Genomic DNA, 12,981 nt, shown 5'->3' on the forward strand with positions numbered 1-12,981 from the left:
TTCAGTCCGTGCCGAGTCCGGCGGATGACGGCGCGCCGAGATCGGACTCCGGCTGCAGCGGGATGTTCTCTGGGGAGGGCGGCTTGCTCTCCAGCAGGCCCAGGGTGACACCGGCGATGATGATCGCGCCGCCGCCGATCTGGGGAAGCCGCACCGTCTCGTCATTCATCACTATGGCGCCGATGACGCCGAAGACCGGCACCAGATTGAGGATGTTGACCGCGGCGCTCGACTTCATTCCGCGTAATCCGTGATTGTAGAGCAGGAAACCGCCGATGGAGCAGGCGACGGCGAGATAGCCGAGAAGGACCGCGCTGGACGGGCTCGGGACCGCCCAGTCCCGGATTTCGAGAATCGACGCGATAAGAAAGCCGCCGGCGCCGGCGAGTGTCTGGTGGTATGTCGTGACCACGGCGTTCAGTCCGTCGCCGTACATCTTGGTCAGCAGGCTGTATCCGGCCCAGACCAGCCCGCCGATCAGCAGCAGAATGTCGCCCAGCCATCGCGCTCCGCCGCCCACCTCCGCGCCGTTGCGCACGATCAGTACGGCTCCGCCGCCCGCGAGCAGAACACCGGCGACGCGCGTGAGCGGCATCCGGGCCCGGAAGACGACCAGTTCGAGGAGCATCGTCATCAAGGGGTATGTGGCCACGATCAGTGATGCGTCGGAAGCGACGGAGAGCTGCACACCGACGTTTTCCAAGATGAAATAGACGGTGATTCCGAGTAATCCGCTGAGATACATCAGCCGCCGCTGCCGGCGGGTCGGCCGTGTCATGGGACCGCGAATCAGAAAGGTCATCGCGGCCAGCAGGATCGCCGCGAGAGTGAATCGCACCGCGCCGATGGTCAACGGCCCGACATCGTCCAGCACGTTCTTGGTGACGGCGTATGAACTGCTCCACAGCACCGCGGCGCCCAGCACGGCGCACGCCGCCCATGCCTTCGATATCCGTTCGTCAGGCACGAGGGCTCCTTCCCGGTCGCCGTACCCTGTGCGCCGTTTCCGTCGTCGCTCGAATCAATGACGGTCTGGGGAGGAAAAGATAACATCTTGAACGTCGATAACAAGATAACATCGAACTAAATTCGATATTTCGGGGACTAGGGGGAACATGGACGAACTAGATTCGGCTCTGGTGCGGCTCCTGCAGCAGGATGGTCGGCGGAGCAACCGAGACCTCGCCCGGGAACTGGACATCGCGCCTTCGACATGCCTGGAGCGTGTCCGTTCACTGCATCGCCGCGGCGTGCTCGTCGGCTACCACGCCGACGTCGACCTCCATGCCCTGGGCCGGAACCTGCAAGCGATGATCGCGGTTCGGATACGGCCGCCGACCCGGGCGGTGATCGAGGAATTTCAGCGGTTCGTCGAGCGGATGCCCGAGGTGATCGCGGTGTTCGTACTCACCGGCAACGACGATTTCCTCCTGCACGTGGCCGTCCGGGACATCGATCATCTGCATGCGGTGGTCCTGGACAAGCTGACGAAACGCCCCGAACTCGCCGACGTGCGTACATCGGTGATCTATCAGTACATGCAGAAGAAGGTCATCGACCCCTGCTGATCCCGTCCGCGACCGCGATGAGCGGATTTCTCGGATTCCCGTATTCCGGCGATTCCCATGGCGGCCGGAGCACGCCGGGCCGGCGAGCCGCTGCTGACGCGCCGTCGCGTCCCCCGGCGCCGTCGCGTCCCCCGGCGCCGCCGGGCGGTCAGGTCCGTTCCCGGCGCTTGCCCACGGCGCCGAGGAGGCCGATCGCGGTGAGCGTGGAGATGGTGGCCGAGCCGCCGTACGAGACGAACGGCAGCGGCAGACCGGTGATCGGCAGCAGCCCGATGGTCATCCCCACGTTGACGAACGTCTGGAACGCCAGCCAGCAGACCACGCCGCCCGCCAGCACCGTGCCGTACGGCGTGGCGCTGCGGGCGGCGATCAGCAGCCCGCGCCACAGCACGGAGAGCATCAGCAGCACGATGAACGCGCAGCCGAGGAAACCGAGCTCCTCGCCGGCGACGGTGAAGATGAAGTCGGTGTGCTGCTCGGGCACGAAATGCCCGGCGGTCTGGTCCCCGTGGAACAGCCCCTTGCCGAGCAGACCACCCGAGCCGATCGCGATCCGCGCTTGGGTGGCGTTGTAGCCGAGGCCCATGGGGTCGGCGTTCGGGTCGGTGAGCACCATCAGCCGCTGGATCTGGTAGGGCTGGACGAGGCCGAGCAGCCACACCAGGAGGACGGCCAGGGCGCCGGCCGCCGCCAGCCCGGCCAGCCAGCGCTTGGGCGCCCCGGAGACCAGGACCATCCCGCCCGTGATCACGGCGAAGACGAGGACCGTGCCGTGGTCCGGCTGGAACATGATCAGGCCGATGGGGGCGGCGGCGAGCGCCAGGGCCAGCAGCACCGCGCCCCGGCCGGGACGTCGCTCACCCTCCCGCAGCTCCCCGAGAACCGCGGCCAGCGCCAGGATCAGCGCGACCTTGGCGAACTCCGAGGGCTGGAACTGCAGCCCGGACCCCAGGAAGATCCACGCGTGCGACCCGTTGACGGTCCGGCCCAGTGGGGTGAGCACGGCGACCAGCCCGGCGAGCGTGAGCAGGTAGAGCACCGGGACGTAGGCCCGCAGCACCCGGGGATCGTGGCGGGACACGAGCCACATGAGCACAGAGCCCAGGCACACGCTGAAGAGCTGCCGCGAGAGCAGGGAGACGTCCGGCTCGTTGCGGGTCGCCGACCAGACCAGCAGCAGGCCGATCCCGCACAGGACGACGGCGGGGATCGTCACCCACCAGTCGAGCGACGCCGAGGCGGACCGCCGGGCCGTACGGGCCCGCGCCGGTCGCGAGAGGCCGCGGCCGAGTGCCGACCAGATTCCGAGGGGGCGCGGAATCGTCATCGCCCACCATCACCACCGCCACTACCACCGCGTGCGGACGACCCGGCCGGGAGGCGGTAGATGCCCTCCCAGATCTCGCGGGCGGCCGGGGCGGCGGTCGATCCGCCGGTGCCGCCCTGCGACACCACGACGACCACCACATATTCGGGGCGTTCCGCGGGGGCGAAGGACGCGAACCACGAGGTGTCCTGCCTGCCGTACGCCTCGGCCGTGCCGGTTTTGCCCGCGACGGCGAGCCGGTCGAACGGGAAGCCGGCGAAGGCGCCGGCGGCGGTGCCCTCACGGGGAACGTCGGCGAGCGCGTCGCGGATGTAGCGCAGGGTCTTGCCCGAGACGGCGACCTTGCCCACGACCGGGGGCTTGATCTTGCGGAGCACCTTGCCGTCCGGCCCTACCACGGCCTTGGCGATGCGCGGGCTGAACAGCTTGCCGCCGTTGGCGAGCGCGGCGTAGCCCCGGGCGAGCTGCAGCGGGGTGACCAGTACGTCGCCCTGGCCGATCGCGAAGTTCGCGGCGTCGCCCGCCCACCAGACGCCCCCGCTCCGGCAGTTCTCCGCCGCCAGGGTCTTGAGATAGGCGGCCCGCTTCCGGTCGGACTCCTCCGGATAGCCGGTCTTGGCCCGGCGGCAGGTGGCCTCCCTGGTCCGCTCCCAGGTGGCCTTCTTCCAGTCCCGGTCGGGCACCCGGCCGGCGGCCTCGTTCGGCAGGTCCACCCCGGTGCGGTCGCCGAAGCCGAACTCCCTGGCCATGGCCTGCATCGGGTCCTTGGGACGGCGGACCGGCTCGAGACCGCCGTCGCGCCGCCACATCTGGTCGGCGAACCGGTAGAAGATCGTGTCGCATGAGACCACCAGGGCCCGGTGCAGGTCCATCCGGCCGAGCGCGGCGCCCTCGAAGTTGCGAAACGATCGCCCGCCCACCTGGTAGGAGCCCGGGCAGTCGTAGGAGGCGCCGGGTCTGCGGCCGGATCGCACCGCCGCGGCCGTAGAGATGATCTTCCAGGTGGAGCCGGGCGCCCACTGCCCGAGCACCGCGTTGGAGGCCAGCGGCAGCGACTCGAAGTCCTGCTGGGACAGGTCGCGCCCCCACACCGCCGGGTCGTAACCGGGGTGGCTGGCGAGCGCGGTCACCCGCCCGGTCCTGGCCTCCAGCACCACGGCGGCGCCGGCGTCCGCGGGCTCGCCCCGCTTGCGCGCCTTGGCGATCGTCGTGGCCAGCGCGTGTTCGGTGATCTTCTGGATCCGGGAGTCGATGCTGGTGAGCAGGTCGTGGCCGGGCTCGGGATCCTGCTCGCCGAGCACACCGGTGACCTTGCCCGCGCTGTTGACGGCGATCTCCCGCACACCGGGACGGCCGGCCAGCACGTCGTCGTACTGTGCCTCCAGCCCGTCGCGGCCGACGAGTTCCGTGCCCCTGCCGCCGGCTGCGGGCGCCGACGCCGGTCGCAGGTAGCCGAGCAGGTGGGCGGCCGCCGTGCCGAGCGGGTAGACGCGGACCGGCCGCAGCGCCGTACCGACCCCGGGGAACTCGTCCTGCCGCTCGGCGATGGACAGCGCCGTCCTGGCGTCGACGTCGTCGGCCACGATGATCGGCTCGTACGGCGAGCCGGGCCAGCACGGCCGTGACACGCCCTGGCCGCACAGCCGCGCCCGGTTCGCGATCTCTTCGTACGGCCGGCCGAGCGCCTTGGCCAGCCGCGCGAGCACGGCCCTGCCGCGGTCGGGCTGGTGGATGAGCGTCATGTAGTCCACCGACACCTGCGGCCTGGTCCGGTTGGTCACCAGGGGACGGCCGTGTACGTCGAGGATCCGGCCGCGCACCGGCGGGAGAGCGACCGTCCGCACGCGGTTCTCGGTGGCCGCCCTGGCGTACTCGGGACCGGTGGTGATCTGCAGGTACCACATGCGGCCGAGGAGCGTCAGCATGAGCGACGTCACGATCGCGAACAGGACCGCCAACCGTCCCCGATGCACCTGGTTACGCATGGCGGCCCCAGAGCCGGCGCCGAGACGACGGCCCGTTCCTGGGGAGCAGGGAGATCGCGGCGGAGACGGCCACCGCGCCGAGGACGGTCCAGGCGAGCGAGCCGGGCAGCGAGGCGAGGACCGGGTCCCTCGGCTCGTTACCCAGCAGAACGGTGAGCAGGGCGTCGAGCAGCACGGCCACGAAGGCGACCGGCGCGGCCCTGACCGGCGGCGGTGCGGAACGCAGCCTCGCCCGGCGGGTACGGCCCGCCCGGGCCGTCAGGCCGAACCCGGCGGGCGTCTCCGGCGGGATCCGGGCGAGGAACCATCCGGCCAGGCATAAGACGAGGGCGTGGCGGCCGATGGTGTGGTCGGCCGGCGGGGCGATGTCGGCGGCGAGACCGGCGGCGAACCCGAGCAGGGCGCCGTGACGTGTCATCGGCGCGAGCGCGACGACGCCGATCAGGACGAGGTCGGGGCCGCCCCACGGCAGGCCGTTCACCACGGTGGCCTGCACGACCGGGGCGAGGATAACGAACACCGCAGCGAGCAGGAACATCCGCATCACCGGTCACCCCTCGTCTTGTCACCCCTCGGCCCGGGGGACTTCGGTTCGGGGGATTTCGGTTCGGTCTCGGGTCCGAGCACCACGGTGACGAGGTCGAGGGCGGTGAAGCGGGCGAACGGCCGCACGAGCGCGGTCCGGGTCAGCCCGCCGGACGCGGCCTCCACCGAGACCACGCTGCCGATGGGGACGCCGGGGACGTAGGGCCGCAGGTTCGGCGACCCGAGCGTCACCACTCGGTCGCCCACCCGGACGGACGCCTCGGGATTCAGCAGGCTGAGCCGGAGCAGGCCCCGGTCCGGCCCGCTGCTCACCATGCCGCCTTCGACCATCCCCGCCTCACGGGAGCCGGACAGCCTGGCGCCGACCGAGGCGGACGGGGAGGTGACGAGCTGCACGGTCGCGGTCGCCGGCCCGGCCTGGACCACCCGGCCGATGAGGCCGTCGGAGTCGAACACCGTCATGTCGCGTGCCACCCCGGCGGCGCCGCCGACGTCGATCGTCACCGTCTGGTCCCGGCCGAAGCCGATGGTGTGGGCGGGTACGGCGCGGTAGCCGTCCCCCCGGCTCTTGTCGCCTTTGTCGCGTTTGGGCTGCTCATCGTTCCGTCCGGCCGCGAGCAGCGCGGCGCGCAGCCGGGCGTTCTCCCGCTCCAGGCTCTCGATCCGCCCGGTGTCGGAAGGCCAGCGGGCAGCCGAGGAGGCGGCGCTCTCCAGCGAGCCGAAGACGGCCGACCCGAATGCCCGCAGCGAGGTCAGCGACACCCAGCGGTCGGCGGCGATCAGCAGGACGGACACAAGGACCAGCAGTACGGGCACCCGCCGGCCGGAGGTCCTCATCGCCGGGTTTCGGGAAGGAAGAAGTCCTGCATCTCGTCGAACTGTTCGACGCAGCGCCCGGCGCCCATCACGACCGACCGCAGCGGCTCGTCGACCAGGTGGATCGGCATGCCGATCGCCTCTCTCAGCCGGTCGGGCAGTCCGTCGAGCAGCGAGCCCCCGCCGGTGAGCACGATGCCGTTGTCCAGCAGATCGCCGGCGAGCTCGGCGGGACACTGGTCGAGCGTCGTCTGCACCGCGTCGACGAGTGTCTGGACCTGGTCCTCGATCGCCTTCCGGACCTCGGCCCGGGAGATCGTGGCCGTCTTCGGCAGCCCGGTCACCAGGTCACGGCCGCGGATCGGGACGGCGTCGTCGTCGCCCTCGGCCTCTGCCGCACCGAGGTTGATCTTGATGTGCTCGGCCGTACGCTCGCCCAGGAGCAGGGAGTGCTGCTTCTTGACGTGGTTGATGATCGCCTCGTCGAACTCGTCGCCGCCGACGCGGACCGACTTGGACACCACGACGCCGCCCATGGAGACGATCGCGACCTCCGTCGTGCCGCCGCCGATGTCCACGACCATGTTGCCGGCCGTCTCGCCGACTTTCAGCCCGGCGCCGATCGCCGCGGCCATCGGCTCCTCGATCAGCCGCACCCGCCGGGCCCCCGCCTCGTAGGCCGCCTCCTTGACCGCGCGCTGCTCCACGCTGGTCGTGCCGCTCGGCACGGCGACGACGACGCGGGGCTTGGCGAGATAGCGGTTCGGGTGCGCCAGCTCGATGAAGTGGCGGAGCATGCGCTCGGTCGCCTCGAGATCCGCGATCACGCCGTCGCGCAGCGGACGGAGCGTGGCGACGTGGGGCGGGGTGCGCCCGATCATCTCCCGGGCCGCCGCGCCCGCGGCCATCATCTTGCCGGTGTGCAGGTTGATCGCGACCACGGAGGGCTCGTCGAGGACGACGCCCCTCTTCCGTACGTACACGAGTGTGTTCGCCGTACCGAGATCTACCGCGATGTCCCGGCCGAGGAACGCGAAACCCATCGCCGACCAGCTTTCAGTTGAGGAGAGCACGGCTCGCCGCTGCCCGGCGCCTGAGCCACTTAAACAGTCGCGGGTCCCCGAAAACCCCCATGATCGACGGCTGCCGATCACCAGTAGTGTGAAGCACCGAGCGACCGAAATCAACTCGATCAGGGCTCTCCGTGACCGATTGGATACAGTCCGGCACTCCCGTCCCGATCACCGGGAGTCAGGGGCCGGGGTCAGCGGCCGTCGAGGAGCGGCCTGGACGGATCCCAGTGGGTGCCCTCGGCGGTGTCCTTGCGGCGGCGGGCGATGGCCGAGAGCGCTTCGAGGACGACACGGTTCCCAAGATAGGCCGTGATGTCCGCGTGATCGTACGGTGGGGCCACCTCGACGATCTCCACCCCGACGACGGGCAATTCGTAGCAGGTCCGGCGGACCGCGTCGAGAAGCTGACGGGCCGACAGGCCGCCGGGCTCGGGCGTTCCGGTGCCGGGCGCGTGGCCGGGATCGCAGACGTCGACGTCCACCGACAGATAGACGCCGTCGCAGTCGTCGAGTGCGATGCCGTACGCCTCCGTGAGGCACTCGTCGAGGCCCCTGGCCACGATCTCGGTCATCTCGTACGAGCGCATCCGCTGACCGGCCATCCAGTCCAGGGTGTCCGGCTCCGGCCAGTAGCCGCGCAGGCCGATCTGCAGGAACCGGTCGCCGCGGATGGCGCCCGACTCGATGAGCCGCCGCATGGGCTGTCCGTGGCCGTAGAGGTGGCCGAACTCGATGTGCCCGGTGTCGGCGTGCGCGTCGAAGTGCAGCATGGAGATCCGGCCGAACCCGTGATGGCGGGCCACTCCCGTCGCGTCGGGCAGGGCGACGGTGTGGTCTCCGCCCAGCACGATGGGGATCGCGCCGGAGGCCGCGATGCGGGCGACCGCTTCCTCGATGGCACGCAGGCTGCCCTCGACGTCGCCGGAGTACGTCTCGACGTCGCCCGCGTCCAGCACGCGCAGATCTCGCAGGGCGTCGACGCGCATCGCCAGACTGGGGCGCGATCCGTCGTGCGGCAGGTAGCAGGTCTGGCGGATGGCGTTCGGCCCGAAGCGCGCCCCCGGCCGGTGCGAGGTGCCGCCGTCGAACGGCGCCCCCAAGATGATCACATCGGCGTCCGCGTAGCCGGCGGGATCGTTCAGATCGCAGCGATCCACGCCGAGGAAGGTGATGTCGGGGCCGAACATCTGGCCGTAGCGGGTCAACCGTACTCCTTCGGACGGCGACGGCGGCGCCTCGCAGCGCACATGACGTGCCCAGTCCTATCGCAAGTGGGGCAAATTACGCCATTTGTCGGCCCGTACGGCTTGACCGGACAGCGTGATCACTCACGCCTCCGGAGGCAGGCGAGGAGGCGTCGCGTGGTCGGGCGGCTCGCGCTCCTGGACGCTCAGCGGTGCGGCGATGTCCTCCAGCGACCGCCTGGCCGCCTCGACGCCCATGAACCACTCCACCAGCCCGGCGGCGATCATGAGTGCGGCGCCGATCGCGTAGCCGAAGACCACGTTGCCGACCATCTGGCTCTCGACCAGGCGGCCGAACAGGATCGGCCCGATGATGCCGCCGAGGCCGGTGCCCACCGCGTAGAACAGCGCGATCGCCAATGCCCGGGTCTCCATCGGGAAGATCTCGGAGACCGTCAGATAGGCCGAGCTGGCCCCGGCCGAGGCGAAGAAGAAGACCACCATCCAGCAGACGGTGAGCGTCCCGGCCGACAGCGCCCCGCCGTTGAACAGGGCGGCCGTGCCGAGCAGCAGCAGGCCGGACAGGATGTAGCAGCCCGAGATCATCACCCGGCGGCCGATCGAGTCGAAGAACCTGCCGAGCAGCACCGGTCCGCAGAAGTTTCCGATGGCGATCGGCACGAGGTACCAGGGCGTGCCGCCGTCGGGCACCCCGAAGAACGTCGAGAGCACCAGGGCGTACGTGAAGTAGATGGAGTTGTACAGGAAAGCCTGGCCGATGAACAGCGCGAGCCCGACGAGCGTCCGCTTGGGGTAGCGGCGCAGCAGGGCGGCCGCCACCTCGGTCAGCGGGGTGTGCCGGCGCTGGCTGATCCGGATCTCCCTGCCCGGCGGGTCGAGCCGCCGCTCCCCGATCTCCTCCTGGACCCGCTCCTCGATCCGGCGGACGATCTCCTCCGCCTCCCGTTCCCTGCAGTGGATGAACAGCCACCGGGGGCTCTCCGGCACGAGCCGCCTGACCAGCAGGATTCCGATGCCCAGCACCGCGCCCATGCCGAACAGCACCCGCCATCCGACGTCGATGGCGAGCACGCCCGGGTCGAGCATCGGGATCGCGATGGCCGCGCCGATCGCGGTGCCCAGCCAGAACGAGCCGTTCACCACGAGATCGACCGTGCCGCGCACGCGGGCCGGGATGAGCTCGTCGATCGCCGAGTTGATCGCGGCGTACTCCCCGCCGACGCCGGCGCCGGTGAACAGGCGGCACAGGTAGAAGTACCAGGCCTCGGTCGAGAAGGCCGTGGCGACGGTCGCGACGAGATAGAGGACCAGCGTCACCAGGAAGAGCCTCTTACGCCCGAAACGGTCCGTCAGATGGCCGAAGAAGAGGGCGCCGACGCAGGCGCCGGCGACGTAGACGCCGGCGGCGACCCCGACCTGGCTGTCGGTCAGGCCCAGCCCGCTGCGGGGGTCGGTGATCCGGGGGCCGATGACGCCGACGATCGTGACCTCGAGCCCGTCGAGGACCCACACCGTGCCGAGTCCGATCAGCACCAGCCAGTGCCAGCGGGCCCAGGGCAGGCGGTCGAGCCGGGCCGGAATATCGGTGCTAATTCGCGCCACATCGCCCCCTCGCTCGTGGCCCCCCTCATTCGTGCGATATGGCGGCGTCTACCCAGAATCAGGGCTAATAGCGGCAAAAGACCGTATTGCCGAGTTATGGAGGGGGCTGAGGTGGCGGGACGGGCCCTCGGCGGCGCGTCAGCGCCCGCGGGGGTCCCTGGCGATCCGTTCGGTACGGACGGAGTCCGTACTGACCCGCCCGGCGCCGGCCCGGTCAGGGGGAGAGTCGGGGGTGGCGGCCACGGGCGCGTCCTTGTGCCCGAGCTCGAACCAGACGGAGACCCCGCCCCGGCTCGTGGAGACGCCCCATCGCACGGTGAACAGATCGACGAGGTGGACGCCGCGGCCCGGCGTCAGCTCCGGAGCGGTCCAGCAGCCGCAGGCCTGCGTGGACAACGCCACCCGGGTCCAGCCGCCGGTGGCCCGTACGGACACCGTGTAATCGGGACGGCTCGCGCAGGCGTGGGCATGGCGCAGCGACTCCGCGATCAACTCGCCGATCAGCTGGACGGCGTCGTCGCGGCAGGGGTGCCCGCCGGGCGTGCGGATCTCCTCGGTCGAGTCAAGGACGGCGGCGACGAACCGCCGGGCCTTCCCGGCCTCCGAGGGCTCCCCCGAGTAGGGCCGCGAGATCGCGATTCTCCCCGGGAGGTTGAGAATTGTCATCCTGTGATAACTCCCTGTATACCCGCCTGCCTATGACCGGTCGCCGTCCGTGTCAGACTGCATTCATCCTGCACTTTGGAATTCGGCCACGCAATAGTGCGAATGCACCATTGCACACTTCCTGTCGAAGGGGGTACTCGGTCTCATGGGGACAGGACGAAGCCCGACGGTCAGGCTGCGCCGGCTTTCCGGCGAGTTGACGCGCCCGCGACGCGAGGCCGGATACAGCCGCGAGGAAGTGGCCCGGTGCCCGGGCGTGGCGGGTTCCGCGGTGTATCGGATCGAGACCGGGCATACCCGGCCGCAGGGCCGGACCATGCGCGAACTCCTCGACCTCTACGGGGTGACCGGCACCGAACGCGAGGCTCTTCCCGGCCTCGCCCGGGAGGCGGGCCGGCGGGGCCGGTGGCATGCCTGCCGATCCGGAGGACGCCGACGCGGTGCTGCTGGAGAACATGGGCGGCGGGCTCTGTCTGGAGAACCCGGAGCACGTCAGCGGATATGTCCAGGTCTTCGATCACCTTCGTGCCGCCGCGCTCGGCCCGGAGAAGTCCATAGAGAAGATCGAGTCGGTGGAGAAGGAGATGGCGGGAAGATGAGGGGAATCGAACCGGCGGACGACCCGGCCGGGGCCGCCTGGCGCAAGGCGGCCCGCTCCAACGCGGTGGGCGACCAGTGTGTCGAGGTCGCCTGGATCAGTGACGGCATCGCCGTACGGGACTCCAAGGATCCGGAGGGCCCGAAACTGCTGTTCACCACGGGGGAGTGGGAGGCCTTCCTCGACGGCGTCAAGGGTGGGGAGTTCGACCTGTCCTGACGTGCTGACGATGTCCTGACGTCCTCGACGTCCTGATGATCGGCCGTACGGCCCGTGCCCGGGGCGGCGGGGTGCGGGGCCGTACGGTCGCCGCGACGTCCTGCGGTTCCAGACGTGCATGGCGACCCGGTGAGGGGGCAGGAGACCGGCATGCGACGTGAGAACGATCCGGACATCCAGGATGAACCGGACTTTGAGATCGAGCCTGACTTCGCCGAGGAGCACACGCCGTCGGCGACGGATCCGCCCATCGCGCGGCCCGACGACGACAATCCCGACGAGCGGTGGGACAAGCCGACAGAGGTCTGAGGAGGAGAACGCACGATGACCACGACGGGCCCGGCGGAGAGCCCGAGTCCACAAGGAGTTTCCGCGGGCGGCGCCATGGGCGTCGACCCGCGCGTGCTCGAGGACGAGGATCTGTTCCGCGAGTTGCGCCACCTGCACGAGACACGGTCGGACGCGCTTTTCCACGGCTCCGACGACGCGCTGGAGCGGCACACCTCCCGGACGGAGGAGCTGGAGCGGGAGTATCTCGAACGGTTCCCCGATCGGCACATCGACCCCGAGCGGTTGCGCAGCGGGGCGAGGATGCGCGGCCTGTGACGACCATGGGCGACCGTGACCGCGACGACCGGGCTCCGGGCGAGAGCCTGGAGGACGTCCAGGAGATGTCCGGGACCGACCTGACCGTCTACGAGGCGGTCGCCGCGCTCAACGTGGCGGAGCGCCCGGCCACCGTCACCGAGATCACCGGGCTGGCCGGTCTGCCCGAGGAGACCGTACGGCACAGCCTCGACGCCCTGGTCGGCGGTGGCCGCCTCGTGCCGAGCGGGGAGAGCTATCTGCTCGGGCCGCACGACTGGGGCCTCGACCGCTGACCCGTGGTGGGCGGCGAAGCCGTCCGGAGGGGAGGAGGCCGGCGGCTTCGCCACCCGCGTCAGGTGGTCAGCGGGGCGGACATCTCAGGAGCACGCGGCGCCGAGCTCCTGGCCGGCGGCGTTGATCTCGGAGACGAGTTCGGGCAGCTTCGCCGTGGCGGCGGCCGGGTCGGATGCGTCGATCTTGTAGTTCTTGAAGGACTCGGCCATCTTGGTGAGGGAGCCCTTCACATCGCCGTCGGCCTTGCCGGCCAGGTCCGTCAGCTGGTTCCCGAACTCCGCCATCGCCTCGTTGAAGCCCCCGAGATCGCCGGCCGCGGCTGTGATCTTGGGGCTGAAATCGGTGAAAGCCTTGAGCGCCTCCTGGCAGGTCGCGACATTGCCGGCGGCGCCGCACGCGGCGGCGGTCACGGCCAGCAGGGCGGACGCGCCGGCGACGGCGAGAATCTTCTTGAGGTTGTTCATGATGCCTTTCCAGGTGATGTGCACAGACGA

Annotated in this window: 16 protein-coding genes and 1 pseudogene; 7 read left to right on the forward strand and 10 right to left on the reverse strand. The window is 70.2% G+C overall.

Annotation, left to right across the window (positions count from 1 at the left end):
* Position 1: 1 nt before the first annotated feature.
* Complete coding sequence (locus tag ACQP1K_RS06780; RefSeq protein WP_433500012.1) at positions 2 to 967, reverse strand: DMT family transporter; 966 nt, start codon at positions 965 to 967, stop codon at positions 2 to 4.
* 148 nt (positions 968 to 1,115) lie between these two features.
* Here ACQP1K_RS06780 and ACQP1K_RS06785 point away from each other — a divergent pair, with 148 nt between their 5' ends.
* On the forward strand, positions 1,116 to 1,568 hold the full coding sequence (locus ACQP1K_RS06785; RefSeq protein ID WP_433500013.1) for an Lrp/AsnC family transcriptional regulator: 453 nt from the start codon (positions 1,116 to 1,118) through the stop codon (positions 1,566 to 1,568).
* Positions 1,569 to 1,716: 148 nt separating this feature from the next.
* Here the strand turns inward: ACQP1K_RS06785 and rodA are convergent, their stop codons facing one another.
* From rodA to ACQP1K_RS06825, 8 genes are all read right to left on the reverse strand, one after another.
* Positions 1,717 to 2,895 (reverse strand): rod shape-determining protein RodA, encoded by a 1,179-nt coding sequence (rodA, locus tag ACQP1K_RS06790; RefSeq protein ID WP_433500014.1) that lies wholly within the window; start codon positions 2,893 to 2,895, stop codon positions 1,717 to 1,719.
* Positions 2,892 to 4,880, reverse strand: a complete 1,989-nt coding sequence (gene mrdA, locus ACQP1K_RS06795) for a penicillin-binding protein 2 (RefSeq protein WP_433500015.1) — start codon at positions 4,878 to 4,880, stop codon at positions 2,892 to 2,894. The genes rodA and mrdA overlap by 4 nt, the downstream gene beginning before the upstream one ends.
* Positions 4,873 to 5,424, reverse strand: coding sequence for a rod shape-determining protein MreD (locus ACQP1K_RS06800; protein WP_433500016.1), 552 nt, complete (start codon positions 5,422 to 5,424; stop codon positions 4,873 to 4,875). Before ACQP1K_RS06800 ends, mrdA begins: the two co-directional genes overlap by 8 nt.
* Positions 5,424 to 6,263 (reverse strand): rod shape-determining protein MreC, encoded by an 840-nt coding sequence (gene mreC, locus ACQP1K_RS06805; RefSeq protein WP_433500017.1) that lies wholly within the window; start codon positions 6,261 to 6,263, stop codon positions 5,424 to 5,426. Before mreC ends, ACQP1K_RS06800 begins: the two co-directional genes overlap by 1 nt.
* Positions 6,260 to 7,285 (reverse strand): rod shape-determining protein, encoded by a 1,026-nt coding sequence (locus ACQP1K_RS06810; RefSeq protein WP_433500018.1) that lies wholly within the window; start codon positions 7,283 to 7,285, stop codon positions 6,260 to 6,262. The genes mreC and ACQP1K_RS06810 overlap by 4 nt, the downstream gene beginning before the upstream one ends.
* 221 nt (positions 7,286 to 7,506) lie before the next feature.
* A complete protein-coding gene (speB, locus tag ACQP1K_RS06815; RefSeq protein WP_433500019.1) occupies positions 7,507 to 8,520 on the reverse strand; it encodes an agmatinase in 1,014 nt (337 codons plus the stop codon).
* A 123-nt stretch (positions 8,521 to 8,643) separates the two neighbouring features.
* Entirely contained in the window at positions 8,644 to 10,122 is a 1,479-nt protein-coding gene (locus ACQP1K_RS06820) for an MFS transporter (protein ID WP_433500020.1), read from the reverse strand.
* Positions 10,123 to 10,260: 138 nt separating this feature from the next.
* Entirely contained in the window at positions 10,261 to 10,788 is a 528-nt protein-coding gene (locus tag ACQP1K_RS06825; RefSeq protein WP_433500021.1) for an ATP-binding protein, read from the reverse strand.
* Between the two features lie 145 nt (positions 10,789 to 10,933).
* Here ACQP1K_RS06825 and ACQP1K_RS06830 point away from each other — a divergent pair.
* The 6 genes and pseudogenes from ACQP1K_RS06830 to ACQP1K_RS06855 all read left to right on the forward strand — a co-directional run.
* Positions 10,934 to 11,146 (forward strand): annotated as a pseudogene (locus ACQP1K_RS06830) (helix-turn-helix domain-containing protein); the annotation flags it as partial.
* A 52-nt stretch (positions 11,147 to 11,198) separates the two neighbouring features.
* Positions 11,199 to 11,387, forward strand: coding sequence for a Scr1 family TA system antitoxin-like transcriptional regulator (locus ACQP1K_RS06835; protein ID WP_433500022.1), 189 nt, complete (start codon positions 11,199 to 11,201; stop codon positions 11,385 to 11,387).
* Positions 11,384 to 11,605 (forward strand): DUF397 domain-containing protein, encoded by a 222-nt coding sequence (locus ACQP1K_RS06840; RefSeq protein ID WP_433501504.1) that lies wholly within the window; start codon positions 11,384 to 11,386, stop codon positions 11,603 to 11,605. The genes ACQP1K_RS06835 and ACQP1K_RS06840 overlap by 4 nt, the downstream gene beginning before the upstream one ends.
* A gap of 150 nt (positions 11,606 to 11,755) precedes the next feature.
* Entirely contained in the window at positions 11,756 to 11,914 is a 159-nt protein-coding gene (locus ACQP1K_RS06845) for a hypothetical protein (protein ID WP_433500023.1), read from the forward strand.
* Positions 11,915 to 11,929: 15 nt separating this feature from the next.
* Entirely contained in the window at positions 11,930 to 12,211 is a 282-nt protein-coding gene (locus ACQP1K_RS06850; RefSeq protein ID WP_433500024.1) for a DUF6158 family protein, read from the forward strand.
* Entirely contained in the window at positions 12,208 to 12,486 is a 279-nt protein-coding gene (locus ACQP1K_RS06855; protein ID WP_433500025.1) for a hypothetical protein, read from the forward strand. Before ACQP1K_RS06850 ends, ACQP1K_RS06855 begins: the two co-directional genes overlap by 4 nt.
* 84 nt (positions 12,487 to 12,570) lie before the next feature.
* Here the strand turns inward: ACQP1K_RS06855 and ACQP1K_RS06860 are convergent, their stop codons facing one another.
* On the reverse strand, positions 12,571 to 12,951 hold the full coding sequence (locus ACQP1K_RS06860) for a hypothetical protein (RefSeq protein ID WP_433500026.1): 381 nt from the start codon (positions 12,949 to 12,951) through the stop codon (positions 12,571 to 12,573).
* Positions 12,952 to 12,981: the final 30 nt, after the last annotated feature.

The organism is Sphaerimonospora sp. CA-214678 (genome assembly GCF_050942215.1).
Lineage (GTDB): Bacteria > Actinomycetota > Actinomycetes > Streptosporangiales > Streptosporangiaceae > Sphaerimonospora.

Coding starts and splice junctions, on each gene's coding strand:
- ACQP1K_RS06840 (WP_433501504.1), top strand. CDS start 11,384: ATGAGGGGAATCGAACCGGCGGACGACCCGGCCGGGGCCGCCTGGCGC.
- ACQP1K_RS06850 (WP_433500024.1), top strand. CDS start 11,930: ATGACCACGACGGGCCCGGCGGAGAGCCCGAGTCCACAAGGAGTTTCC.
- rodA (WP_433500014.1), bottom strand. CDS start 2,895: ATGACGATTCCGCGCCCCCTCGGAATCTGGTCGGCACTCGGCCGCGGC.
- ACQP1K_RS06810 (WP_433500018.1), bottom strand. CDS start 7,285: ATGGGTTTCGCGTTCCTCGGCCGGGACATCGCGGTAGATCTCGGTACG.
- mreC (WP_433500017.1), bottom strand. CDS start 6,263: ATGAGGACCTCCGGCCGGCGGGTGCCCGTACTGCTGGTCCTTGTGTCC.
- mrdA (WP_433500015.1), bottom strand. CDS start 4,880: ATGCGTAACCAGGTGCATCGGGGACGGTTGGCGGTCCTGTTCGCGATC.
- ACQP1K_RS06785 (WP_433500013.1), top strand. CDS start 1,116: ATGGACGAACTAGATTCGGCTCTGGTGCGGCTCCTGCAGCAGGATGGT.
- ACQP1K_RS06860 (WP_433500026.1), bottom strand. CDS start 12,951: ATGAACAACCTCAAGAAGATTCTCGCCGTCGCCGGCGCGTCCGCCCTG.
- ACQP1K_RS06800 (WP_433500016.1), bottom strand. CDS start 5,424: ATGCGGATGTTCCTGCTCGCTGCGGTGTTCGTTATCCTCGCCCCGGTC.
- ACQP1K_RS06825 (WP_433500021.1), bottom strand. CDS start 10,788: ATGACAATTCTCAACCTCCCGGGGAGAATCGCGATCTCGCGGCCCTAC.
- ACQP1K_RS06835 (WP_433500022.1), top strand. CDS start 11,199: ATGCCTGCCGATCCGGAGGACGCCGACGCGGTGCTGCTGGAGAACATG.
- ACQP1K_RS06845 (WP_433500023.1), top strand. CDS start 11,756: ATGCGACGTGAGAACGATCCGGACATCCAGGATGAACCGGACTTTGAG.